Source organism: Spirosoma flavum (assembly GCF_042686045.1).
GTDB classification, from domain to species: Bacteria; Bacteroidota; Bacteroidia; order Cytophagales; family Spirosomataceae; genus Spirosoma; species Spirosoma flavum.
The window spans coordinates 594,555-618,689 of record NZ_JBHUOM010000001.1; the positions used below are offsets into that span (position 1 = coordinate 594,555).

The window sequence follows — 24,135 nt, forward strand, 5'->3', positions numbered from 1 at the left end:
AGAGTGAATAAGGAGTGGCCCCGCATTCATTAATTGACTCGTTCAAAAATAGTTGCAATGCCCATGCCGCCCCCAATGCAAAGTGTTGACAGACCGAACTGCTTGCCAGAACGTTCCAGTTCGTCAAGTAAGGTAGCCGAAATAATAGCGCCGGTTGCGCCCAGCGGGTGACCCAAAGCAATAGCTCCTCCGTTGACATTTAACTGGCTATGATCCACACCAAATTCATCCATAAACAGCATCGGTATTGCCGCGAACGCTTCGTTGACCTCGAACAAATCAATATCGCTGATGCTCATGCCTGCCCGTTTAAGCACTTTGCGCGTTGCCGGAATGGGACCGGTGAGCATTATCGTTGGTTCTGAACCCACAATGGCGAACGCTTTAATGCGGGCACGAGGCTTCAGTCCAGATTTTTCACCAAATTCTACGCTGCCAATCAGAACGCCAGCAGCACCATCGACAATTTGTGATGAGTTTCCGGCGTGGTGGACGTGATTGATTTTATCATATTGGGCGTATTTGAGCAGGGCAAGGGCGTCTAAACCCATTTTACCCATAGCCTCAAAAGCTGGTTTTAGTTTACTTAGACTTTCGGCAGTTGTGCCTGGACGGACACCTTCGTCGCGGTCGAGAACAGTTACACCGATCTCGTCTTTAAGCGGCACGAGAGTTTTATGAAAACGATTAGCGGCTTGGGCGGCCACCGCCCGGCGGTACGATTCAGCGGCAAAACTGTCAACATCCGAACGAAAGTAACCGTATTTCGTAGCGATGAGATCAGCCGAAATGCCCTGTGGAACGATATTATGACGGGCCACAATCTGTGGATTCATAAAGAGTGCGCCACCGTCTGAACCCATTGGTACCCGCGACATAGATTCTACGCCACCCGCCACAATTGCGTCTACTTGACCCGACATGACGTAAGCCGCTGCCATGTTGATAGCTTCCAGGCCCGACGAGCAAAACCGATTGAGTTGTACTCCTGCCACCGATTCGTCGTAGCCTGCTTCGAGAGCGGCTGTGCGGGCAATATCGGCACCTTGTTCGCCAATGGGGGTTACGCAACCCATTATAACATCGTCTATTAGCGATGTGTCAAGCTGGTTACGGTCGCGAAGTTCGCGCAAGACGCTCGTGAGAAGTTGAATTGGTTGCACATCGTGCAGCGAACCGTCGCTCTTGCCTCGTCCCCGAGGTGTTCGAACGGCATCATAAATGAAGGCTTCAGCCATAATCTTGTCGAAAAATTAGTATGCAAGCATACGGTTTTCAGTCAGACAAAAGTACGGTCAAAAGCTTAATAGGGCAATGAGAATAGGATAAATCAGCAATTTATTTGCAAAAAAGAAGTCCACAGAAGCATACATGCTTCTGTGGACTTCTACTGAGACTTTTTTCTATTTTACTTATCCAGTACGACCGTCTCGCCAACTAAATACGCACCCGACTCAGTCACTAGATTATAAACCTCTTTCACTGACCGAACTGCTTGCTGCGTCCGTACAACTTTGTAGGCTGCCACTCCGTTGGTCATTGCATCGTAGCGATACAAAACATCACCAGCTTTTACATCGCCTAATGCTTTGCGGCCTGTGGCGGTAAGAACGGGATGATTAGCCGTTGCTTCAAATAATATGGGAGCTGTTAACACACTTCGATTATCAGCGGTGAGTTCATTTGCCGAAGTCAGCCAAACGCCCGATAGCGCAAAGTTGCCTGTTGACTCAATGTTCCGGTGGGTATCTATTTTTGTTACGCGGGTAGGAGAGAGGGTCTTGGTTTTGGTATCGTAACCCAGTACAATATCACCCACGGCTATGTTGCTGATCGTTGCAGAGGAGCCATCAGCCATCGTTACAGGCGCATCTGCTGCGAAACAGAAATTATATTCCTCTTTTTTCTTGGCCCCACCTTCTTCGGATTTACCCGCGCCACCAGATAGCAAACCGGCCATCTCGCGCGACAGTACAAATGTCAGCGTGGACATCAGACCAGGCTCTTTTTCGCCAACGTATTTGAGATCGTCAATGTAAGCGTCCCACGCCTTGCGGTCGGCTGACGCGCCGGGAATAACGAATTGCTTTATCTCGCCCGATTTTTCGTTTTTGTAAATTGCCAATAGACCAAGTTCTTTGGTGTCGGCAGCCGTAAAGATTTTATACAGATAAATCTTGCGGGTAATACCATCGGTATAATTAAAAACGTAGGCAGGACGCTCCTCGTAGCGATCCAGTATAAAGCCATTTGACTTGAAATACGTGTCTTTGTCTAGGTTTGCAATTTTGATAGCTTTAACCGCTTTAAGTTGCTCAACGGTCATGCCGGTCGCGGTGGACGCCGTTGCTTGCGCGTAAACTCGCTGGCTAAAAAACTGCGCAGAAACAGCGCAGCATAAGAAAACTAGAATAGATAATAGGTTGTGTTTCATAGTAATTTTTTTGTCATGCTGGAACGCCAGCCCGGTGCCGAAGGAAGCATCTTCATCAATTGAAAAATATGTCCTGCGCGAAGATGCTTCCTTCGGCACCGGGCTGGCGTTCCAGCATGACAAAAAATTATTTCTTCGTATATTCACCCACTCGGGCGTGGATCGCTTCGACGGTTCGATGAGCGGATGTGAATGCCCCGGCCATCCAAGCAGTCAGGTAAGTGGTGTGCTCCCCCGCAAAATAGATATTGCCATCCGGCTCTATCAGCGAAGGATAGTATTTTTTTCGTGTCGCGTCATCAAACGTAGCCCAGCCACCACCGCTATAAGGTACCCGATGCCAAGCTAGCGAAAACGAATTCTCGAATTCCGCCGGGTATTGCGAATGAATCTTGACTCCCTGTGTCAGCGCTAGCTTTTCTCGCTCGTCAATAGACATAGCCCCCACCGCTTCGGCCCGACTGTAAAAATTGTAGTACCCAATCAGTACACCCTTTTTGCCTTGAAACCCGTACGATGGATACCAAATCTGGTTAATGTCTAAGTTGGTACGCGAAATACCACCATAAATCCAGTCGTCTTCTTCCCAGAATCGTCGTTTAAACTGCAACCCGATTTTGCCGGTTTTAATGTACGGGACAAAGTCAGCCGCGCGTTTTACCGTACCCGATAGATCAGATTCGATATTTTTGAGCATCGGCAGTGGTAATGTACAGACGCAGAACTCGCCGGTGATTTCTACAGGCTTACCTTCTTTCTGATATACAACCCGAACACCGTTTTCGGTTTTGCGGAGTTCACTGACGGGTGCATTAAAAATAATTTTACCTGCCAATGTCTTCTCTAATGCCTTCGGAATCGCATCCATGCCACCAACAGGTTGCATCAACGTTGTTTGCTGCTCGTAAATGTAGTCGCCAACGTTATAGAATACGGGTTGCATAAATCCCGACCGCAATAAATCCGTTAATCCGAAAGGGTCTGTGGTGGCACCGGGTTTATGGCCTGCGCCAGGATGATCTTTTGTTTTATAGCCGCGTCGGTTGGTGCCTTTATAGAGATGCGCTGTAGTCAGATCACCTTCATTTTTCAGGAAATCAACCAGTTTTTCGACATCTTCCTTGGTTAATTGTTGATCCAGCGCGGGCTGGTCCAGTGCCTTGGAAAGTAATTCGGCTGTGTAGCCGCGCATGTCGTTGTGGTACTCTTTTATACGTAGGCGTCGATTTGCCAGCTCACCTGTGCCGCCTTCATTATATAAGTAGGCGGCTTCGTTGTTACCGTTGAACATTTGTAATGGAACACCCAATTCACGGCAATAATTGAGTGTCAATTGATGGTGGTGCGGAATCCGGGCAGCTCCACCATTGAAATATAAACCATCACCGAATTGGCAAGTCTGATCGGTGCCACCGCCTAATTCAGTCTCTTTGGTACCACCCCGAATTGTCCAGACGCGCCCACCAGAGCGTGACCGGGCTTCAAGAACTGTACAATCGTAGCCGAGTTTCCCGAGTTCGTAGGCTGTGGTCATACCGGCTAAACCGGCACCTAAAATGATAACTTTTCGACCTTTACCGTCACTTTTTCGACCATTGGCGGGTAGGTTGAGCGCCGATGCTGGTGCAGGGTGTAACATTCCCCACGCCAGTAAGCTGGCATAACTGGCACTTGTTGAATTAATAAAATCTCTTCGCGTCATAGTTAATCGTCTCGGTTAGCGTATTGCTGACCGTTGTATGCCATAGAGCCAGCATTTTGCTGGCTCAGACAAGTGCAATTACCCTACTACTTTTTTGAACCCATCAATAAATTGGGTCATTTCGTCCATCGTTCCCACGCTGACACGACAATAAGGTTGTCCGTTAAAGTCGCGGGTCTGAATACCGATACCGTTAGCAAACATCTGATTGCTGAAGGCTGTGGTTTTCATGCGAATAGGAAACAGAATAAAGTTTGTGTACGATGGGATCACCTCGTACCCTAAGTTCGTCAAGGCTTTAGTGGTATAATCCCGTGCTTTAGCATTTTCCTGACGGCAGTGGTCCTGCCAGGCTATATCCTGATAACTGGCCGTGCCGCCCATCAGCGTTGTGATACTAACGTCACCTTCTGCACCAATGTACTGATGCAGTGCTTTTAACATATCAGGTTGCGCCATAGCGTAGCCCAGACGCAAGCCGGCAAAGCCATGAATTTTGGAGAATGTCCGGGCCTGAATAATATTCAACCCTTCTGCTACCAACTTACCCAGCATTGGACGGTCGGCGGGCGATAGGAAGTCAATATAGGCTTCGTCGAGGAATACCGGAACCTTAGGCGCAATTTCCCGGCAGAAAGCTTCGAGTTCGGCGGGTGACAAAATTGTACCCGTTGGGTTATTCGGATTCACGATGTACACCAGTTTCACGTCGGGCGTGATAGCGGCTTTCAGCGCAGGTAAATCGAATTTGAAGTCCTTCGTGAGCGGAATTGCCTTTATGGTAGCTCCGAACTTAGTCGTTTTTTCAAGCAGGTCATCATACGTTGGGCGGCAGGTCAGAATGGTGCCTCCCCCTTTAGCGAAATATTCTGCTGCGGCCAGAAGAATATCCGATGAACCCGGCGACATTAAAATGTTTTTAGGCATCACACCCTCCTTCTCGCTAATCAGCTTTTTCAGCGGACCGAACTCCGCCCAGGCATAGCGGTTGCCAATCTCAGTTGCCTTCATGATGGCATCTTTAGCACTCTGCGAGATACCTAGCGGATTTTCATTCGCTAACAGCCGTACTTTTAATTTAGACATTTTCTCGAATGGGTCGTCCGTAAAGGCAAACTCATTCGCAAATCCTGAAACCAAAGGAGCGTTCGGGCGGGCGGCATTAGCAGGGGTGAACCGGCTCAAACCAAGACCAGCAGTAAGAAGGCCGCTGGCGCGAAGCCAGTCCCGGCGAGTTAGTTGTGATGACATGAGAGTATTTTGTATTTATCCAGGATAAAATAAAAGTAAAATAGAATCTAACTCCTTAATAGATAGAGTTTTGTGAAAGTACGAATTAATGCCAATAAAAAAGCGTCTCCCGACAGAAAACGCTTTTAAATTATTTTGACATTTAGTTGATATACCAAATTTAACCAGCTTATATGATAGTATTTTCAAAAGAAAAAATTTCAATTAACTTCCAAATCATCTTTGGCTGGTAGTTTCGGGAACGGGGCGTGGGGCTCGGCCTGATACCAAAATACAGTACTGGCTACGTCCGACATTTGCGGTAAATATCGACCACCACTTCGCCAGCCCAAATCCTGAATCGTTACCCGTAAATCTTTTTCAAAACGAATCGGATCCATGATATGCCAGCGATACATACCAAAGCGCTGCTGCGATTTGTAGGTGCCATCGGGCTTGGTTACTTGATGGAGACCAACGTAAGGCGTTGAGAATGGCGTGTATTGTCCACTTCGATCAAAATTATACGATCCACAAAAATAGTCTTCCGTTCCAGTACCAGCGATGGTCGGGAAGTCGGTATCGCCATCCATGAAAAACTTAATTTCGCCTTCGCCCCACCAGCCATTATTATTGACGCCCCACGCTAAGAAGGTGCCGACATATTGCCCTTTACCCTTTACGCCTTCCAGTAATGTCAAGTCTTTCTTATACGAATTCGGATTCGTCCGCCGGAATTGCGCGTGGAAGTAAGCCACATCGTCGGGAACATCGGTGAGTGTGTAGTCAATCTGAAAATACAGACTCATGGCATCTTTGTCATTGATGTTCTCCATTGTAATCCGGCAGCGTTTACGAAACGGCATCTGCCAATAACAGTTGAAGGCACTGCCCGGATTAACACTAACCGGCAACGAATTCAGCTGAGCGTACTCACCCCAGCCCATACCGAAAAAATCACCTACCGGCACTTCGATAGATGGCTCTTTCTCATCATCCCAATACACGCGAAGAATGGAAAAACGCCAGTTGCCGGTTGGCGTCATCCAAATATGCTGAATGGCTCCCGGCCCAGTTACATCAGCTAAAGTGAACGTTTCACCCGCTTTGATTTTAATAAACGGATTGACTTTCCAGCCTCGGCCCAAATCACGAGCGGCATCTTTGGCATTGGCATGATTAGGTCGGTTGTCAGTAAGGTCGTCCATACCGCCTTTGCCTTTTTCGCCCGTGAAATTTTCAGGGCTGATAGACCGGGTTTTTGCAGTCGATAGTCGCGATAAATTGCCGAGATTCATGTCCAGGCCGTTGAATGAGCCTGACCCTGTCGAAGTACGGCGTTCCGACTGGCCGAGGGCAGACGTGAGCGCGAAGAGTAGAACAATAAAGGTGTTGCGGAAGTGGGCCATAGAAATAAGGGCTTAGTTTTAAATAAAAGGAGAAGATCGTAAGTTTTACCACGTTAACGCACAGATGAATGGCAATCTTGATTGACTAGCCAAGTAGTAAGCGGATAAATACTCGTAAATGGGATGAATACGTCGAGCAGAAATGCGTAGTTTATGGTCTGATAATCAGGTACTAGTGCTCATAATCACCAGTTGCAGCAAGCGTAGATTTGTGTCCAACAATTAAACGTTTATTGCTATGGTAAATCTAAAATTGATTCGTTCAAAAGCGGAGTTTATTGCAACCCTAAACGCTAAAGCCTGGGAAGTAGTAGGTGGTGGTCCGGGAGGTCCCGGTGGTCCAGCCAAGGCTCACGTTTTCAGCGATGCTCATGTTGAACTGTTAGTAGCCGATGTGGTCCGTAGCGTCAGTGCTACAATATCTGACAAAAGAATAGCCAAGCAAACGCTTGCTCTTTCGCAGAAAATGGCTGAACTGGCAACTCGTTCACTGATGGCTGATTGGGAGCCAGGCGACGAACTTTGTCCGCCCTGGCGGTGGCCATTTCCCTGGCCCAAAGATGACCTGTGGCACCCACTAGGTGGGGGTGGCGACGATGGTGAACCTAAGCCGATTATTAATTCGGTTATTCAGATTGAATTGGCTTCTGTGCTGACGCAATTGTCTGCGCAAACAATGCAGGCGGAATTTAATAAAGCACTCGTTGAAACGGCTTCTTCTATTAGCCGAGGGGTAGCTAGCCAACTTTCAGATGATATCGAGCGCTGTGGAACTGTGCCGCGCCAGCCGTTTCCCAAGCCTCATCATGCAGGTAATTTTAATTGATATCAGGTTAAATGCATAGATGTGGGTTTGGCTGCCCGTGTGATTTGCACGGGCGGCCAAACCCATGTCTGTACTACAATGTCTTTGGTTTCAGGTATTTGTCAAACCATTGCAAATACCGATCAACCCGGTCTTTCTGGTAACTTGGCACCGTGATGCCATGAAACTGGCCGGGGTAAATAATTAACTGGGTTGGTATTCCTAAAGATCGGAGTGCCTGAAACATTTGCTCGCTGCCCGCCGAAGGTACATTGAAGTCTTTTTCGCCCGCCATAAACAGCGTTGGTGTTTTAATTCGATCAGCCTTCAGAAAAGGATATGACAATTTCAGCCATTTATCGGTGTTTTTCCAGGGTGCTCCCAACTCGGTTTCGTACTGATTGGTGTATTGATCAATACCGTACAAAGACAATTGCAGCGAACTTCCGGCTCCGCTGGCTGCGGCTTTAAACCGCGTGTCGGTGGCGATGGTGTAATTAGTCAGAATGCCGCCATAACTCCAGCCCCCAATACCTAAACGGTCGGGGTCGGCAATGCCTTTCTCAACGAGATAGTCGGTTGCGCCCAGAATATCCAGCACTTCTTTATTGCCCCAATCGGCATAGATCGCTTTAGTGTAATCAAGGCCACGGCCATTGCTACCCCGATAGTTGACGGCTACAACGGCATAGCCGCCAGCCGATAGCAGTTGCCGGGTCAAATCGAACGAAAATTCATCCTGCGAAACCGGCCCGCCATGAATGTAAAAGATGGTCGGTAATTTTTTGTTTACCGGTGAATTGGCAGGACGATACAATACGTTCGAAACCTGTACACCATCTTTACTACGCGATGTAAAGCCCTCTACAGTTGCCAGTTCGAGCGGGGCAAGAAACGCATCGTGCGTATGCGTTAGCCGACGGGATGTGCCGTTTTCAAGAGCATACAATTCGCCGGGTAATTGGGGTTCGCTCATCAGGGTTAACCAATTGCCACTGGCTGCTGGCTCCAGATCTCCGAACACCCGATTTCCACTGGCAACTTTCGTGAACTTACTATCAGACAGCGAATACTGGCCGACGTAGGTTTGACGGTCGTCTGTCACTAATACCCCAATTGTCTGTCCATCCTTGGCCCAGCGCGGGTTACGAACGGGGCGATCCAATGCTTTCGATAGCAAGGTTGGTTCGCCACCGTCCCGGCTGATAATGGCCAGCATAGCTTGGTCATACATCAGAAAATTGCCCGATGCCGTCGAGCGTAAAAATGCAATTTTCTTGCCGTCGGGACTCCACGCTGGGTTATTATCGGAGCCCGCCCAGGTAGTTAGTTGCTTCATCGTAGCTCCCTTTTTGGCGTCGATGACATAAATATCAGTGTTCTGATTCCGGTCTGGGTCTTCAGTCCGGTTGCTCACAAACGCTAATTGCGATCCATCCGGAGACCAAACCGGTGATGTTTCGTCGTAGAGACCCGTTGTCAGGGTGTCAATTTTTTTAGCTTCCAAGTCGTACACATACAAATGGACAGACCCTTTCTCCAAATAGCCTTTTACGTCGGCTTTGAAGTGGTATCGGTCAAGTACATATGGCTTCCGAACTTTGGTTTTGGCTGAATCGGCATAGTCAGGATCACGCAGTACCATGGCAATCTTTTTCCCATTCGGCGACCAAACGTAGTCTTCCAGATCGGTCTTTAAGTCAGTAAGTTTTTTTGCCTCACCACCCCGGCGATCCATCAGCCAAATTTGCCCTTTGGTAGCGCCCTGCCGCGCCGATACGAACGACACATATTTTCCATCCGGGCTGAACCGAGCCCTCGATTCTCCGTCGGGCGTATTAGTCAGCTGAACGGATTCCTTACCATCCCAACTCACCATCCAGAGGTCGGCGTTGCGTTTATCTTTCGTCGTATCGACAGTTGACAACCCATATGTCACCCATTTGCCATCGGGCGAAACCTGCGGATCGCTGATGGTTTGCAATCGGTACATGTCCTTTGGCGTTAAGGGGCGCTTCTTTATTGATGTCTGCGCCAGACTACTAAAGCTCAAAAGAGCCAGTAGATAGACAAGTAGTGAGCGGTTAATCATGATAAAAAGTAGAGATTTTGATACTATAGAAGATATTATCTTTTCTGAAAATGAACTAAAATTCCTTCCTGACTAACCGATTTATTTACCCGGCCAGTTCTTTTAATGCCCGGACAAACGTGTCTAATTCCGCCGTAGTCGTGTATAGATGTGGAGTGACGCGTACACCATGCACATTGGCCGAGTCGATAGAGACAGTAAAGATTTTGTATTTCTCGAACAGGGTTTTAGCCAGTTCGGCGGGCGTTTTTCCGGCTACGCCTACGTTGGCGATAGCACAGGAGCGGGCGAGTGCTTCGGGCGTATTCAGAACAATGTTCGGATGATTTCGTACCTGATCGGTCCAGTAATGTTGCAGGTATCGAAGACGGGCTTCTTTGCGCTCAATACCGATTCCGTTATGAAATCGGATAGCGTCCTGAATGGCTAAATCTGTGGCTACCGGGTGTGTTCCGGTGTGGTTGAGTTTCCGAATATCATCATCGGCAACGCTACTGTCGGCAAACAGCGGCCAGAGCGCCGAAATTTTGTCTTGGCGTACGTATAATATGCCTGCACCCAAGGGTGTACCGAGCCATTTGTGTAGACTGCTTGCGTAATAATCGCAGCCGCCAAGGTCGGCTATAGAAAAGGCCAACTGCCCAAAGGCATGTGCGCCATCTACCATCACCTCAACACCATGTTTGTGCGTCATCTCGGCAATTTGGCGGATGGGTAGAATCTGCCCCGTGATGTTGACCATATGACAAACCATCAGCAGCCGGGTTTTTGGCGTGATGGTTTTTTCGTACAGACTGACAATTTCCTCGTCGGATTTGGGATGGTTAGGGAGCGAAACTGTCCGGTTTACAATGCCATGTCGCCGGGCCTGAAGCTTAAACATATCGAGCATAGCGCCGTAATCCTGCTCGGCCATTATTACTTCGTCACCGGCTTTCCAGTTCAAACCTGCAATGACCGTGTCCAACGACTCGGTCGTGTTGCGGGTAATAATCAACTCATCAGACGAGCATCCTAACAAATTTGCGAGTTGCTTTTGGGATTCCCGCTTGTCGGTAAACTGCCGCGTTCGCATGTAGTAGGACGACACTGTGTTCACGTCGCGGATGTGCTGCAAGTAACTATCCAATACCGGTTGCGCAGCCAGTGAGTAATAACCGTTTTCGAGTTGGATGAAATCAGTCGTTACGGGGTAGGCCGCTCGTATTTTGGCCCAGAAATCCTCCTGTTGCGCCAGTGCAGCGGACGGTAAATGTGCCGCTTTTGCCAGTGTCTCTTCCAAGCCAGCCCACAACCCTGCCGACAGGGTTGTGGTACCGACGAGGGTTTTTAAAAACTGCCGCTTGGAAAGAGGAGACATGGCTATAGGCGTTATATGAGGTGACAGGCTATTTTACAACCTTAATAGATCATCGATATTTACCGTAAGTTCGGAACGGGCAATATGGGCAAACTCTCATTGCCATCTTCACTAACGGACTGCACTGCGAAGTAATAATTGTCTTTTGAGTAGGGTAGGGTCATGCCTAACTTTGTCGTGAAGAACTTCTTCTGCCAAAAAGGCCAGTAAGTTTCGCGCATCAATACGTAGTAGCCTTTCAATTTGCCTGCTTGTGGTGCCTGCCAATAGAGTACAGTCGCATTGGTAAGATTTCGAACATCTACCGTTACTTTTTGTGGTACAGTCGGCGCTTTAGCCAGATTGGAAAGCGTAGCCAGATTAACAGCGGTGTTTTTTCGTAGGTACTCGAAATCCATGAATTTGGCGTAATCACCGAATTCGATGCCGTCTTTGGTTTGTAAATCCTGATGTTGGTGTTCGTAGTTTTCGTTCATTTCGGTCAGCCGCACAGCCGCAAACCCACGTTGTACATAAGGCGTATGATCGCCCCCGCGCAGGTAGCGGTCATTCCGATACACCATAACTACTTCCAGATTTTCGACGTAGCGTTCGCCAACTTCTTTCAAATAGCGGGCCAGTGAACGTGCTTTGCCATCATTTTCATTGCCAAACTGACGAATCTGTCCAATACGACCGGTGGTATCTTTGAGCAAAACACCGGGCAAGCCTTCACTGAAAACCCGCAGCCGGGTGTTGTCGATGATGCGGGTATCGCTGCTGTTATTACTGCCCATGATATCGTTGTTGAGCACAGCTTCAACGTTCCATTTCTCGGTCAACGCCCGTTCAGATAGATGTTCTGCCCCTAATAAACCCTGTTCTTCGCCAGTCAGGGTTACAAAGATGACTGTAGCCGGGAAAGACGACTTGCTCATTACCCGGCAAAGTTCAATAACGGCGGCAGTACCGGAACCATCATCATTGGCACCTGGTGCGTCTGATTCCCGGTTCATGACATTGGTGACGCGGCTATCCATATGACCCTGTACAATAAAAATCCGGGTATCGGTTGGGTCAGTGCCTTTGAGAGTAGCCATAACGTTACCCATGTTGGCGGGTTTATCCACGCGCTTGCCGTCGGGCTGGAGCATCCAGGTATCAAGTGTGGCCGTCATTCGTCCACCCGATTGTTTGGCGTATTGGTTAAATTTTCCCAGAATCCATTGCCGGGCTGCACCAAGGCCTTTTTTTGCTGGTTGGTCGGTTGCTGTGGCGGGTACGCTCAGCGTATGACGGGTTCCAAAACTAACGAGGCCGTTAACGTGTGCCCGTAAACTATCAGCCGAAATCTGACTGATCATATCCGAGATCTGGGAATCCCGGGTTAAAATGGTTTGCGCTTGTAGTAGGGAAGAAGAGAGAAAGGATAAAATAAAAAGAGGAAGTAACGCTTTAGTTTGCATGAATTTGTTGATTGAGTGGGCGAAGCTAATAAAAAAGCGCAAACTAGCCTAGTTTGCGCTTTTCACCGTGCTCAATGCCAATTACTATTTTGTGAATTGGCATTGAGACCAAATAAGATAATCAACTACCGACTCATGTATGTGGCAATACCGAAGGCAATAACGGAGACAACCAGTCCAAACATGAATACGGAGTAAGACCAGCGCAGAAGTTTATATTTTCGACCGAGTACTTTGCCCAGAAAGTAAATGTCGCGAATCATACTTGAGTACAGGAAATCGGAATCCTCCATCATCCGGCGCATCCCCCATTCATAGTCCGACAATTCCATCCGGTAGAAATTACCAAAAAAGAGTAGGTTGGCCGTTTTGCTTTCAATGTCTTCCCGGCTGACGAATCCATTCGTTACATTGGGGCGGGTAGCCAGAACCGCTAGCACGGTAGCAATCAGACAAGTCAAAACCAGCATAACGGTTGGAATAGTCAGAGTGGGCCATTCTTCCAGTTTTCGAGCCAGAATACTCACGATTAAGGACAACACAATAGTGTTGATTGAAATCATGATGTTGGCTTTAGTATCGGCCATCGCGCTCAGCTGAAAATGGTTTGTAGATGTCAGGCGAAACATCGTCTCGACACCACGCTCAGGTTTGCGCTCTTTCTTGATCGTGTCGGTTACCAATTCATCCAATCGATGTTTTGGGCTGTCCTCTTTCTTTGCCTGTTTTTCGGGTTTGTCTTTCTCGTGCTTGCCATGTTTAGGCTCATCGTCATCCTCCTCCTCATTGAGTTGGTGGCGGAGAAGGTCCAGATTAGCGGCCTGACGCGGGCCTAATACTGTCTGGCCATAATGTGTGAAGTACTTATGGTTTTCCAGAAAACCGGCTGTCTTTTTTCGCCATTTCTTTTTGCTGATTTTTTCGCCCGTATGCTTCAATTCCTGTCGGAGATCTTCGCTGTGTTCCAGAAAATCATCGGATGAAAGATGGCCCAGATCGGCGTCACAAAGAATTTCTGCCAGGCGTTTGCCCTGAGGTGCCTGCGGCATTTTGGTTGCCTGAATACAGGTAGTTACCTCGTCGATGCGCTTATTTGATACCCCCAGTTTCTCCAGGAATGGCCGCGCCATATCGATTCCGGTCGCTTCGTGATTATCGCAGCCTCCATTATAGCCTACATCGTGTAACCAAGCCGCAATCAGTACGGTTTCGCGGTCGGTATCCGACAATTTTTCGTAATCGGCAATCTCATTTGCAAACGCTACCACTGCCTGCGTGTGACTTAGGTTATGGTACGTATAATCGAGTGTAAGGTGCTTCAGCAACGATTCGGCATAAATTCGGGTTTGATGAAGCAGCGTGGTTTCCTGAGCGATCATGCGATTTGTTTTTACTATACTTACTGGTAAGCTACAACCTAACGAACAAAAATCAGATTTCGTTACCATTCATTTCTGGATTTCCTGCTTATATAGTGTTGGTTATCAGTCTTCTTTGATCATTTCATTAAGTTATATTACGTGATTTGTATACCTACCTGCCAAACTTCCTCCTAGCACATGAGATTTTTATACTTCTTTTTCTCGCTGTTCTTTATCAATTGGTTCGCCGGGGTTACGGTGCCGGTTCGGGCACAGACCAAGTACAGCGTTTTTTTGCTTGGTGATGCCGGAGCACCCCTGCCCAACGGCCATGACCCGGTACTCAATACCCTCCGAACTCAACTCCAGACAGCGGGGCCTAACAGTTCCCTGATCTTGTTAGGTGACAACGTTTATCAGTTTGGTATGCCCGATGCCGACAGTCCTGACCGGCCCGATGCTGAACGTCGAATGAGCGAGCAACTCGATCTGCGAACAGCTTTTGAAGGTCGGTTATTTGCGATTCCCGGCAACCATGATTGGGATAAAAGTGGTCGGGAAGGCTGGCAACGGATCAAAAATCAGGCGGCTTTTGTACAAAAGTACACGGGTCGAGATGATGTATTTTTTCCCACTGATGGCTGCCCCGGCCCCGTAGAAATAAAACTGTCGGATTCATTAACGCTGGTGCTGATGGATACGCAATACTGGCTGCACCCCTGGGATAAGCCGGGCGAATCGTCGGATTGCGGAACCAAAAATCTGCCTGATTTCCTGACGAAGTTAGATGATATTCTGTACCGGAATCGCCACCGGCGCGTAGTGGTGGCGGGGCATCATCCAATGTATAGTCATGGTGAACATGGGGGGCATTATACGTTTAAAGACCATCTGTTTCCGCTGACGGCCCTTAATAAATCATTGTATATACCCCTGCCCGTTATTGGCTCCATTTATCCCATTTATCGGTCGGTGTTCGGGAGTTTGCAGGATTTGCCAAATCCGGTTTATCGGGAGATGCGCAACGGAATGGTGGCTGTTTTTAACAAATACCGAAATCTGATATACACCAACGGTCACGACCACAACCTGCAACTAATCCGGCACGATAGTCTGTATTACCTCACCAGCGGTAGCGGTTCTAAACACGAGTCAGTGGCGAAGAAGGGTAAAGGGTCTGTATTTGCCGCTGAACGAAAAGGGTTTGCCCGGCTGGATTTCGGGGCTGGTGATCAGCTAACGATTTCATTTTTCGTGCCGAGTGAGCAAAATCCATCGGGTGAATTATTGTACCAAACTATCATTCAACTCCGACCGGAACCCACTCCTAATAAGGTAGGCAGTATTCCAAATCGGGTAGATAGCCTGCGTATCGTACCGGGTAGCCGTTATGCCGCTGGCCCTGGCAAGCGATTCTGGTTTGGGACCAACTACCGTGATGTCTGGACCCAGCCACTAACCGTGCCAGTACTAAACTTACGCGCGGAGGGGTTAACGCCAACCGAACGCGGGGGCGGAATGCAAACGCTGTCGTTGCGGCTCATCGATAAGAGTCAACACGAATTTGCCATTCGGTCCGTAGAAAAATACCCGGAGAAAGCCATCCCGACCGCTTTGCAAAGTGGACTTGTTAATGACATTGTGCAGGATCAAATTTCGGCGTCGCATCCGTTTGGGGCCTTGGCCGTGGCGCCCCTGGCCGAAGCTGCCGGTATTTACCACACGCAGCCACGTTTGGTGGTAACGCCCGACGATTCTACACTACTTGATTACCAGCGAACTCTTGGCCACACGCTTATGCTGTTCGAAGAACGTGCCGACGGTAATTATAAAGGTATGGGGCTGTTTGGCAACACAACCAAACTCTATAGCACGACCAAATTGCTTGACAAACTACAGGACGATAACGATAATCGCGTAGATCAACAATCGGTGTTACGGGCGCGACTTTTTGATATGTGGATTGGTGACTGGGATCGGCATGACGACCAATGGCGGTGGGCCAGTTTCAAGTCAGGTAAAGGACTACAATTCAAGCCTGTTCCGCGCGACCGCGATCAGGCTTTTTTTGTCAATGAAGGTATCTTACCTAAAATCGTCAGCCGACGCTGGCTGATGCCAAAAATTCAGGGATTTGGTCCTGAAATCCGGTATGTACCGGGTTTTAATACCAACGCCCGCTTTTTTGACCGCTCCTTCCTAACCGAACCTAGCCGAGCCGATTGGCTGGCTATGGCCGACTCACTCCAGCACCTGTTGACCGACAAAGTTATTGACGAGGCTATGCGCCAATTACCCGAGCCGTCTCGTAAACTGACTGCCGACGCAATAGCGGTTAAACTGCGTCAGCGCCGGGCTGATTTGGCGCGTTATGCCGAAGAACAGTATCTATTCCTTGCTAAAGATGTTGACGTGGTGGGGAGCGATAAAGACGAACTCTTTGAGGTAAATCGGCAACCCGATGGCCAGACGGATGTGGTGGTTTATAAAGTAAATAAGGATAACAAATCTGTTCAACAGCTTTACGCCCGCCGATTCGATCCTACTGAAACCCGCGAGATTCGGCTGTATGGGTTGGGTGGCGATGACCGATTTGTGTTGCACGGCACTGCTTCGACGGGTACTTTGGTGCGTATCATTGGTGGCAAAGGCGATGATGTTATAACCGATAGTTCATCCGTTCAGGGACCTTCGCGAAAGACGTGGGTATATGATCTTCGCAAAAACACGACAATTGCGGGCGGTTCGGAAATTCGCAGCAACCTGTCAGACAATAAGACTGTGAATACATATAACCGAGAATCTTTTCGGTACAATCTTACCATGCCACTCGTTACCATTCAGGCAAACCCCGACGATGGCTTGTTTTTGGGTGGTGGCTTTTTACACCGAACGCAAGGTTTTCGTAAAGAACCATTTGCCCAGCAACATCGCTTCATGGCCAGCCACGCGTTTGCCACAAAAGCGTATAACTTTCATTACGATGGCACCTTCACAGACCTTTTTGGCAGTGCTGATCTGGTGATCAATGCCGATATCAAAGCGCCGAATTTTGTACAGAACTTCTTCGGGCTAGGCAACGAGACGGTATTCAATAAAGAACTTGGGGTTAATTATTATCGTGTTCGGTTTGAAAACTGGAACCTGAACGCCCTTGTGCAGCATCGGCTTGGGAAGGCAACGTTTTATTATGGCCCTGCCGTCGAACGAGTTGAACTGGAAGAAAATCAGCCAAAATTTATTCAGGAATACGCGCAAAGCATTCCAGATGGTAAGCGACTGTTTGAGTCGTTTTGGTACGGTGGTCTGAAAGCGGGCTTTACTGTAGACACCCGGAATAATCCGCTATTAACGACTCGCGGCCTATTATGGCGAACGTCGCTGACGGCTTATAAAGGCTTAAATGGGCAGTCAAAATCGTTCACTCAACTCCAGTCCGATCTCTCGTTTTATGTCAGTGTTCGCCTACCAGCCCTTCTGACTATTGCCACCCGCGTTGGTACCAGCCTGAATCTGAGTGATAATTATGAGTTTTTTCAGGCAAGCACGCTCGGAGGATTAACAAATCTGCGGGGTTTTCGTCGGACACGCTTTGCTGGTGAGAATGCGTTCTATCACAACCTTGATTTACGAATGCGCCTGCTAACCATCCGAACGTATCTCTTTCCGGCTTATGCGGGTATTGTCGCTTTCAACGACATTGGGCGAGTCTGGCTCGATGGCGAACGGTCGCAAACCTGGCATCATGGCTATGGCGGAGGTATTTGGCTGTCCCCCTATAATACAGCCGTTATTTCGCTGATCTACGCGATTTCCCGCGAAGACCGCATTCCCATGCTACGGGTTGGGTTCTTTTTCTGAGTCGATAAGTACCAGTAAATCAGCTAGATTTTGACAACAATCGTCTCAAAATAACTGATACAATTCTATTTCCTGATCGACGCCTTTTACAAACGTTGGTCCTAGGTAGTGAGCCGTTTCGGGTGGTTTTGCCAGGGTATTGTAAACGTCGCTCGACACCAGAAACTGAGTTTTAAAGAACTTATTTAGCTGTTCGATGCGCGACGACAGAATAACGACATTACCCGTAACCGAATACTGCTGCCTTGTTTTAGTGCCAATATTACCCACTACCGCATCGCCGATATGAATGCCAATGCCAACCGTTGTCGGAATCATTAACTCGTCGGTTACCGCCTTTCGGAGTTCTTTAAGAATAGCAAAGCCAGCCTCAACGGCTACTTCGGCCGGATTTTCGGCTTCAACCGGTGCACCAAATGTAATCATGCAACCATCGCCCAGAAACTGATTGACGACACCGCGATGCTGCTCAACGATGTCAATGATAATACCAAAGAACGTATTTTGATAGTCCATTACTTCTTCGGGCGTATGATGGCTGGCGTAGTTCGTGAAATTTCGAATATCCAAAAACATGACTGCCACGCGCATGTGTCGACTCTGGTAGTTTCCCTTCTGTTCTAGAACGGCATGGGCAATTTCGGGTGATACCTGCTGCCCAAAGAGCAGTACCGCCTGTTGCTCAGTTTCGGTAGCCCGGATAGTGTCTCTGATACTCTCCCTAATTTGATGGGATACGTAACCAGCCGCTAAACCCGCCGTCATCAATAGACCTCCTTTGGCGATAAACATTAGGGGCAAGTGCACAAACATGTCTATTTCCTGATAAGGCTCTGTTAATGTCGGTGTTGTAATCAGAAAATAAAGCGCAATGAATTCCGCCCCGGCAATAAAACCCGTATAACCGGATAGCCAGAAGTTAAGCCGTAGTGTCGAGAGGATGATAAAAAATAAATAGATGTATGCCAGTGGACTGTTCAGAATCAGCAACGGATCGTCGAGGTGACGGGATACGATGAAGACAATCAACGATATAGACGTAATTTCAAAAGAGGCATTGGCAAATTTGAAGAAGGTTGGCAGGTTTTGATGTTGATGAAGTTGTCGCAGTAACAGTCGGCGCATTCCCCATTCATAAATGCTCATACCCACAAAATAAGGAGTAATGGTGAGCATAATCGGCCCCGGAAGGTACATCAAATTATCAGCGCGCAGGAAAGGCTGTAAAAGCACCAGCATCACCGTAGAGAACAGGAAAAAGAACGATAAGACACTGGCCCGTTGAGCTTCTCGCTTTAGATTTTCGTCAGAAAAATGCGCCTGAAAATAAGACTCTATTTGTGGTTTTGGTGTCGGGTGAAACGGAAATGTCATTTCATAGTAAACAAGATGGTTCGTCTGCGTTCAACAAGGACAGTTCAGTATTGATTCACGGGAACCTCGGTTTCAAAAGCCGTAGGTTATTCCCATTCCCACAGCTAATTGGCCTGTTAGCGGAACAGGGGCAACAAACAAACCCAGTCGAGGTTGGCGTAGCAATTCATTGTAGCGTGTTACGGCCTTGTTAATCTGGCTGTTACCAATAATAGAAAGCGTTAAAGAGGCTGCAATTGAGCCACCATAAACCGTCCAGTAAGTGCCTCCGTTACGATTACTGCTCAGTAGAATATAGGCTAGGGGCAATAGAGCTGTCAGGCGGCTTAGGGTTGTCAGCGTTCGGAAGGTCTGAAAACGATGGCTAACCGTTGGGTCGTTGAGCTCGTAAAATGGTATCTCCAGCGAATAAGGTGATGAGAGTTTTTTGCCGCCATAGAAATATACACTTCCCAGCGACGATGATCCATAAGCCCGCTCAATGGGCAACAAATGCGCCGGAATAGGCACAGTTCGATAGTGCGACGTATCGTCGTCACGTCGGCGTTGCGCGTTAGCTGTTAGAAAAGCAAATATTAGTGCAATGAGCAGTAAAACAGTTCGCATAGAGATAGAAGGAAAAAAGCGGGCGATTAAGCCGTGGCGTAAAAATAAGGACGCTCTTGTAGAAATTGTCATTATTTAAGGGTGACTTTATCCTTCTCGTGCGTTTTAACAGCGTTGGCTAACCCGCTATGTAGATCATTTACACTACTTCCGGGAGTGGCAGTTTATTTACGCTAGGCGATCCGCAGGCCGTTTTTGGTTGGCCGTTCGGTGTGGAGCAACGTTACCGTGCCATCGTCAGATACCGCGCCGAGCACCAGGCATTCACTCATGAACGTGGCAATCTGTTTGGGCGGAAAATTTACCACTGCCACAACCTGCCTGCCAATTAGCTCATCGGCCCGATACAGTTTGGTGAGCTGGGCCGAGCTGCGTTTTGTTCCTAATTCACCAAAATCAATCGTTAGTTTGTAGGCTGGTTTCCGGGCCTGTGGAAAATCTTCGGCGTCTACGATGGTTCCTGTTCGGATGTCAACCTTGTCAAAGTCGGCCCAGGTGAGGGGATTAGGCGTTAGCATTGGCTTGTCACGATTAGTCGAGAGTTATCAAGTTATACCGATATTTGTCTATTATAACTGGCAAGATGGCGATTGATAGCAGGACACTCATTAAAATTTTATAAACGGTACTGATTAGCGATTGCTGGCAAAAACTTTTGTCTGTTACGTCCCGTTTATCCCCTGTTGTCGCTCCTAATGCTCAACCCAATTTATTTTTAACCATGAAAGCAATAGTACTTTTATTAACGGCAGTTACGACCATTGCCTTGGCAAGGCCAGACGCAAGGCCCCCGGCTAAGTCAGTTAAATCTGCTCCCCCCAAAAACCATCTGGTCCAAGCCGGGTCTGCCATAGCACCCGATCCCGACAACGGAGGAATCAAACTTGCGACTGGATTTGGTGCATTGGTTTTCGCTGACAATCTTGGTAAAGCCCGTCACCTTGTCGTCGATAATGCCGGAACGGTATTTGTAAAATTAGAGAAACTTAATGACGGCAAAGGCATTGTCGAACTGAACGATACCAATGGCGACGGTCGTGCAGACCAGACGGTTATGTTTGGTAACAACACCGGAACGGGAATGGGTATCTATAATGACTATCTCTATGCCTCATCGGACACGTCGGTTTATCGCTATAAATTGACTAATGGTAAGGTTATGGAAACGACCCCCGCCGAACCAATTGTGGTGGGCTTAACGCTTCAACGCCAGCACGCCAGTAAGTCGCTCGCGATTTCGCCGGATGGTAAATTGTTCGTCAACTTTGGGGCTCCGTCTAATGCCTGTCAGGAAAAAGATCGGCAAAAGGGCTCGAAAGGAATGGATCCTTGCCCAATTCTGGAAGAATACGGTGGTATCTGGCTCTTCGACGCCAATAAACTGAACCAACACAAAGCCGACGGCAAACGATATGCTACCGGCATTCGTAACGCTGTTTCCCTCGATTGGAACACGGCAACGAATTCGCTTTACGCTCTTCAGCACGGTCGCGATAATCTTAATAATTGGGGTGGTGTATTTACAGATGAGCTTAGTGCAGAGCTACCGTCCGAAGAGTTTTTGATGGTAAAAGAAGGTTCAGATTTTGGCTGGCCTTATTGTTACAACGACCATTTTAAAAACAAGAAATTTTTGGCACCAGAATACGGTGGAGATGGTACGAAAGAAGATCGTTGTGCCGGAAAAGATAAGCCTATCATGGCCTTTCCAGCTCACTGGGCTCCCAATGACCTATTGTTTTATACGGCCACCGGAGCAAACAGCTTCCCGGCTCGGTATAAAAACGGCGCCTTTGTCTGCTTTCATGGTTCATGGAACCGCGCCCCGCTAAAGCAGGGTGGTTATTTTGTGGCATTTATACCGTTCGGAAAGGACGGTCGGCCATCGGGTAAATATGAAGTGTTTGCTGAAAACTTCGCGGGTGTCGCTGAACAGGGCAAACCGGGTACCGATGTCAATGCGGGCAAACTTGATCTGGCTAGCCCCGGCGATGCGAAAGCTCGTCCGGTAGGACTGGCTCAGGGACCTGATGGCTCACTTTATATTTCCGACTCTGTAAAAGGAAAGGTTTGGCGGGTAATGTATACGGCGAAAAAATAAACAGTGTTCTGTGAAACGCGTATTACCTTCGGGTGGTACGCGTTTTTTTTATGCTTTATTAGTTTCAGACTACCTTTGCCCGCTGATACATACCACCTTCATTTAATGAAAGATAGACTTTTCGACGGATTAAGCCTGCTACTGATTATCGTTGCTATTTACGTCCTGAACCATCAGCTTACAACTATATCCGATGTGCAACTGGGCGATGAAGCGTTCTACATGTATCAGGGAATCAGCAATTTCCGTCTGGGTTTGCAAACTGACTGGGGACCGGCTTATTCACTCTGGTACAAGTTCCTCTCCTTATTTGAACCGGATACGATTCGCCTGTATTACCTAAATATGGCTTTACTATCGTCGCTACCGACGATTGCGTTATACGTTGCCCTGCGTTTCACGGGCTTCCGCTGGTACTGGGCTTTATACTGCACACTGGTGTTTCATTTTTCCCGGATGAATTTTCCGGAAGGTGTGAAAGTGTCCATCCTGCTTTTTTTGCTGACGTTGCTGCTCTTTATTATCGGTGCCCGCTATTTACGCGATAAGCTCCATATTGCCTTCGCCTTGCTCACGCTGACTTATTTTTTGTTTGCTTATTTTCGTCCGGAGTTCGTCGTGCCTTTTGGCGTGTGTTTGGTTCTGCTGATTGGGGCTACTTTCTGGTTTCGGCAATCTGTCTATCCAATAGTCGGCATTGTGGCTGTTGTTTTGGTTCTGTTTTTCGGCGTAGGCAGCCCCCTGTCTGAAAAGGGAGAGAAAGCGTTTAAACAGGATTTTTCTTATAACTACGCCATGCGTCACCCCGAAGATAAACGGCTTAGTACTTATAGCAACTGGGTCGATTCGGAAGTGATGTCACAACTCATTTTTGGCGAACGGGTCAAAGGGTTTGGTGATGCGCTGCTGAAACATCCGAAACTTGTTATTGGCGACCATCTATTGCCAAACGTATATAACCTGAGTGTGCAGTTGTTAACCGTCCTTGGTAGCTATTTTCAGCCCCTTTCGCATCTGCCGGGTGCAACCACTATTCAATCGCTGTTTGATCGAAAAATTACCTGGGTCCTTTTGTTGATAATCTTTGTCGGTCTTGTGTCCATTCGCCAGACGGCACGGGCGGTGAGTCATGCGGTTATGGCTAATCCGTGGCCCTATATCGTGGCGACTACGGCGATTATTGCTCCTATCGTGAGTTCGGTTTATTCCATGGGTATAAAGATTCGCTATCTGCCCGCTTTTTACTTCTTTATTCCGGTAGTAATTGGGGCTATGCTGATGAACCTTCAGTTTCGTCCTTGGTTAAGCAATTTCCTGGCGGCTCGCAAACCAGTGATTCGGATAGTGGGCAGCGCATTGTCCATATTTTTTCTGCTCGGAATAGGGGCATGGATGATTTGGGAATGGAAGCATCAAACGCCTGCTACAACGAAAGATAAGGAATTGCTTCAATATACGAAGCAACTTACGGCTTCGATAGCCGATAAAAACCGAATTCGAATTTTCGATAATCCAGATGCTTTATCGACGCATCTGGGCAGCATAGCTATCGGGTTTGACCAATACAAACGCAATACAGATTTTTATAAGTTTGTTGAGCAGAACGACATCAATCTGATTATTTTTCGGACTGAAGTCACTCAATATTATGAAAATGATAGTAGTATGCAGCGATTCATTGAACAGCCACCTCAGGCATTTATCCGTACACCCGGCTTCGACCCCAATACGTACAGTTTTATGCGACGGGATTTGCTGAAGTAACAATCAAACCTTGTCATCTGCGCTAATCCAGTACAATATCATTGTAGCGTAGTAAAAACCTCCAACGTAGCTATGACTGCCTGACTTGTTAAGAAGAATAGTAAGGATAATTGTTTTATAGACGATCGTTACTCCTAGTGAAAGATAACAATATAAGATCGTATCGTATCACATAACGATACATTAAGGGCTATTAGGTAGGAAGATTAGCTAGTTCGTCAGCCAGGAATTTCTGAAACCGCTCTTGTAACGCTTGGTAATGGATAAGGTATTTTTCGCCTTCGTGCGTTAAAACTGTTCCACCACCTTTTTCGCCCCCGGTTTGGGTTGTTACCAATGGAAAGTCGGCCTGTACATTCATCGAATGGACCATCTCCCAAGCTCGTTTATAAGACATTTTCATGGCTTTCGCTGCCTGATTAATAGAACCAGTACGCTCAATATGGCCTAACAATTCCAGCCGGCCAATGCCCATAAATCGTTCAGCTGAGTCGTTGGATATTGTCTCAAGCCAGATGCGGCCGTTTATGCGGAGATTCATGCCAGAAACAGAAAGTTGTTTAAACGGCTAAAGTACAACAGAGTAGAGAC

Annotated in this window: 17 protein-coding genes; 4 read left to right on the forward strand and 13 right to left on the reverse strand. The window is 47.8% G+C overall.

Going from position 1 to position 24,135, the window contains the following annotated elements:
- Window positions 1–29: 29 nt before the first annotated feature.
- The 5 genes from ACFS25_RS02370 to ACFS25_RS02390 form a co-directional block, all read right to left on the reverse strand.
- Window positions 30–1,238 (reverse strand): acetyl-CoA C-acetyltransferase, encoded by a 1,209-nt coding sequence (locus tag ACFS25_RS02370; RefSeq protein ID WP_381496799.1) that lies wholly within the window; start codon window positions 1,236–1,238, stop codon window positions 30–32.
- Between the two features lie 170 nt (window positions 1,239–1,408).
- Window positions 1,409–2,434: a Hint domain-containing protein gene (locus tag ACFS25_RS02375; RefSeq protein WP_381496800.1), complete on the reverse strand. Its 1,026-nt coding sequence runs from the start codon at window positions 2,432–2,434 to the stop codon at window positions 1,409–1,411.
- Between the two features lie 127 nt (window positions 2,435–2,561).
- Window positions 2,562–4,136: a flavin monoamine oxidase family protein gene (locus ACFS25_RS02380; RefSeq protein WP_381496801.1), complete on the reverse strand. Its 1,575-nt coding sequence runs from the start codon at window positions 4,134–4,136 to the stop codon at window positions 2,562–2,564.
- 78 nt (window positions 4,137–4,214) lie between these two features.
- Entirely contained in the window at window positions 4,215–5,387 is a 1,173-nt protein-coding gene (locus ACFS25_RS02385; protein ID WP_381496802.1) for a pyridoxal phosphate-dependent aminotransferase, read from the reverse strand.
- 200 nt (window positions 5,388–5,587) lie between these two features.
- Window positions 5,588–6,775, reverse strand: coding sequence for a glycoside hydrolase family 172 protein (locus ACFS25_RS02390; RefSeq protein ID WP_381496803.1), 1,188 nt, complete (start codon window positions 6,773–6,775; stop codon window positions 5,588–5,590).
- Window positions 6,776–7,013: 238 nt separating this feature from the next.
- Between ACFS25_RS02390 and ACFS25_RS02395 the strand changes: the two genes are divergently transcribed.
- Window positions 7,014–7,601: a hypothetical protein gene (locus ACFS25_RS02395; RefSeq protein WP_381496804.1), complete on the forward strand. Its 588-nt coding sequence runs from the start codon at window positions 7,014–7,016 to the stop codon at window positions 7,599–7,601.
- Between the two features lie 73 nt (window positions 7,602–7,674).
- Here ACFS25_RS02395 and ACFS25_RS02400 read toward each other — a convergent pair whose 3' ends face one another.
- From ACFS25_RS02400 to ACFS25_RS02415, 4 genes are all read right to left on the reverse strand, one after another.
- Window positions 7,675–9,672: a S9 family peptidase gene (locus tag ACFS25_RS02400; RefSeq protein ID WP_381496805.1), complete on the reverse strand. Its 1,998-nt coding sequence runs from the start codon at window positions 9,670–9,672 to the stop codon at window positions 7,675–7,677.
- 85 nt (window positions 9,673–9,757) lie between these two features.
- Window positions 9,758–11,032: an aminotransferase class V-fold PLP-dependent enzyme gene (locus tag ACFS25_RS02405; protein WP_381496806.1), complete on the reverse strand. Its 1,275-nt coding sequence runs from the start codon at window positions 11,030–11,032 to the stop codon at window positions 9,758–9,760.
- Between the two features lie 59 nt (window positions 11,033–11,091).
- On the reverse strand, window positions 11,092–12,477 hold the full coding sequence (locus ACFS25_RS02410; protein WP_381496807.1) for a M20/M25/M40 family metallo-hydrolase: 1,386 nt from the start codon (window positions 12,475–12,477) through the stop codon (window positions 11,092–11,094).
- 125 nt (window positions 12,478–12,602) lie between these two features.
- Window positions 12,603–13,856: a Pycsar system effector family protein gene (locus ACFS25_RS02415; RefSeq protein WP_381496808.1), complete on the reverse strand. Its 1,254-nt coding sequence runs from the start codon at window positions 13,854–13,856 to the stop codon at window positions 12,603–12,605.
- 180 nt (window positions 13,857–14,036) lie between these two features.
- Between ACFS25_RS02415 and ACFS25_RS02420 the strand changes: the two genes are divergently transcribed.
- Window positions 14,037–17,699: a BamA/TamA family outer membrane protein gene (locus ACFS25_RS02420; RefSeq protein WP_381496809.1), complete on the forward strand. Its 3,663-nt coding sequence runs from the start codon at window positions 14,037–14,039 to the stop codon at window positions 17,697–17,699.
- 45 nt (window positions 17,700–17,744) lie between these two features.
- Here ACFS25_RS02420 and ACFS25_RS02425 read toward each other — a convergent pair whose 3' ends face one another.
- The 3 genes from ACFS25_RS02425 to ACFS25_RS02435 all read right to left on the reverse strand — a co-directional run bounded on the left by ACFS25_RS02425 (window position 17,745) and on the right by ACFS25_RS02435 (window position 20,197).
- Window positions 17,745–19,073, reverse strand: a complete 1,329-nt coding sequence (locus ACFS25_RS02425) for an adenylate/guanylate cyclase domain-containing protein (RefSeq protein ID WP_381496810.1) — start codon at window positions 19,071–19,073, stop codon at window positions 17,745–17,747.
- Between the two features lie 72 nt (window positions 19,074–19,145).
- Window positions 19,146–19,679 (reverse strand): hypothetical protein, encoded by a 534-nt coding sequence (locus ACFS25_RS02430; RefSeq protein WP_381496811.1) that lies wholly within the window; start codon window positions 19,677–19,679, stop codon window positions 19,146–19,148.
- A gap of 173 nt (window positions 19,680–19,852) precedes the next feature.
- A complete protein-coding gene (locus ACFS25_RS02435; RefSeq protein WP_381496812.1) occupies window positions 19,853–20,197 on the reverse strand; it encodes a tRNA-binding protein in 345 nt (114 codons plus the stop codon).
- A gap of 203 nt (window positions 20,198–20,400) precedes the next feature.
- On the opposite strand from ACFS25_RS02435, the gene ACFS25_RS02440 reads away from it, so the two are divergent.
- Together ACFS25_RS02440 and ACFS25_RS02445 are read left to right on the forward strand one after the other, a co-directional pair.
- Window positions 20,401–21,780, forward strand: coding sequence for a PQQ-dependent sugar dehydrogenase (locus tag ACFS25_RS02440; protein WP_381496813.1), 1,380 nt, complete (start codon window positions 20,401–20,403; stop codon window positions 21,778–21,780).
- A gap of 105 nt (window positions 21,781–21,885) precedes the next feature.
- Window positions 21,886–23,544 carry a hypothetical protein gene (locus ACFS25_RS02445; protein WP_381496814.1) on the forward strand — a complete coding sequence of 553 codons (1,659 nt, stop codon included), beginning with the start codon at window positions 21,886–21,888 and terminating at the stop codon, window positions 23,542–23,544.
- A gap of 193 nt (window positions 23,545–23,737) precedes the next feature.
- Here ACFS25_RS02445 and ACFS25_RS02450 read toward each other — a convergent pair whose 3' ends face one another.
- A complete protein-coding gene (locus ACFS25_RS02450) occupies window positions 23,738–24,085 on the reverse strand; it encodes a winged helix-turn-helix domain-containing protein (RefSeq protein ID WP_381496815.1) in 348 nt (115 codons plus the stop codon).
- Window positions 24,086–24,135 lie beyond the last annotated feature (50 nt).

Excerpts from the sequence above, each read along its gene's own strand:
- ACFS25_RS02370 (WP_381496799.1), bottom strand. The coding sequence starts at position 1,238 with ATGGCTGAAGCCTTCATTTATGATGCCGTTCGAACACCTCGGGGACGA.
- ACFS25_RS02375 (WP_381496800.1), bottom strand. The coding sequence starts at position 2,434 with ATGAAACACAACCTATTATCTATTCTAGTTTTCTTATGCTGCGCTGTT.
- ACFS25_RS02380 (WP_381496801.1), bottom strand. The coding sequence starts at position 4,136 with ATGACGCGAAGAGATTTTATTAATTCAACAAGTGCCAGTTATGCCAGC.
- ACFS25_RS02385 (WP_381496802.1), bottom strand. The coding sequence starts at position 5,387 with ATGTCATCACAACTAACTCGCCGGGACTGGCTTCGCGCCAGCGGCCTT.
- ACFS25_RS02390 (WP_381496803.1), bottom strand. The coding sequence starts at position 6,775 with ATGGCCCACTTCCGCAACACCTTTATTGTTCTACTCTTCGCGCTCACG.
- ACFS25_RS02395 (WP_381496804.1), top strand. The coding sequence starts at position 7,014 with ATGGTAAATCTAAAATTGATTCGTTCAAAAGCGGAGTTTATTGCAACC.
- ACFS25_RS02400 (WP_381496805.1), bottom strand. The coding sequence starts at position 9,672 with ATGATTAACCGCTCACTACTTGTCTATCTACTGGCTCTTTTGAGCTTT.
- ACFS25_RS02405 (WP_381496806.1), bottom strand. The coding sequence starts at position 11,032 with ATGTCTCCTCTTTCCAAGCGGCAGTTTTTAAAAACCCTCGTCGGTACC.
- ACFS25_RS02410 (WP_381496807.1), bottom strand. The coding sequence starts at position 12,477 with ATGCAAACTAAAGCGTTACTTCCTCTTTTTATTTTATCCTTTCTCTCT.
- ACFS25_RS02415 (WP_381496808.1), bottom strand. The coding sequence starts at position 13,856 with ATGATCGCTCAGGAAACCACGCTGCTTCATCAAACCCGAATTTATGCC.
- ACFS25_RS02420 (WP_381496809.1), top strand. The coding sequence starts at position 14,037 with ATGAGATTTTTATACTTCTTTTTCTCGCTGTTCTTTATCAATTGGTTC.
- ACFS25_RS02425 (WP_381496810.1), bottom strand. The coding sequence starts at position 19,073 with ATGACATTTCCGTTTCACCCGACACCAAAACCACAAATAGAGTCTTAT.
- ACFS25_RS02430 (WP_381496811.1), bottom strand. The coding sequence starts at position 19,679 with ATGCGAACTGTTTTACTGCTCATTGCACTAATATTTGCTTTTCTAACA.
- ACFS25_RS02435 (WP_381496812.1), bottom strand. The coding sequence starts at position 20,197 with ATGCTAACGCCTAATCCCCTCACCTGGGCCGACTTTGACAAGGTTGAC.
- ACFS25_RS02440 (WP_381496813.1), top strand. The coding sequence starts at position 20,401 with ATGAAAGCAATAGTACTTTTATTAACGGCAGTTACGACCATTGCCTTG.
- ACFS25_RS02445 (WP_381496814.1), top strand. The coding sequence starts at position 21,886 with ATGAAAGATAGACTTTTCGACGGATTAAGCCTGCTACTGATTATCGTT.
- ACFS25_RS02450 (WP_381496815.1), bottom strand. The coding sequence starts at position 24,085 with ATGAATCTCCGCATAAACGGCCGCATCTGGCTTGAGACAATATCCAAC.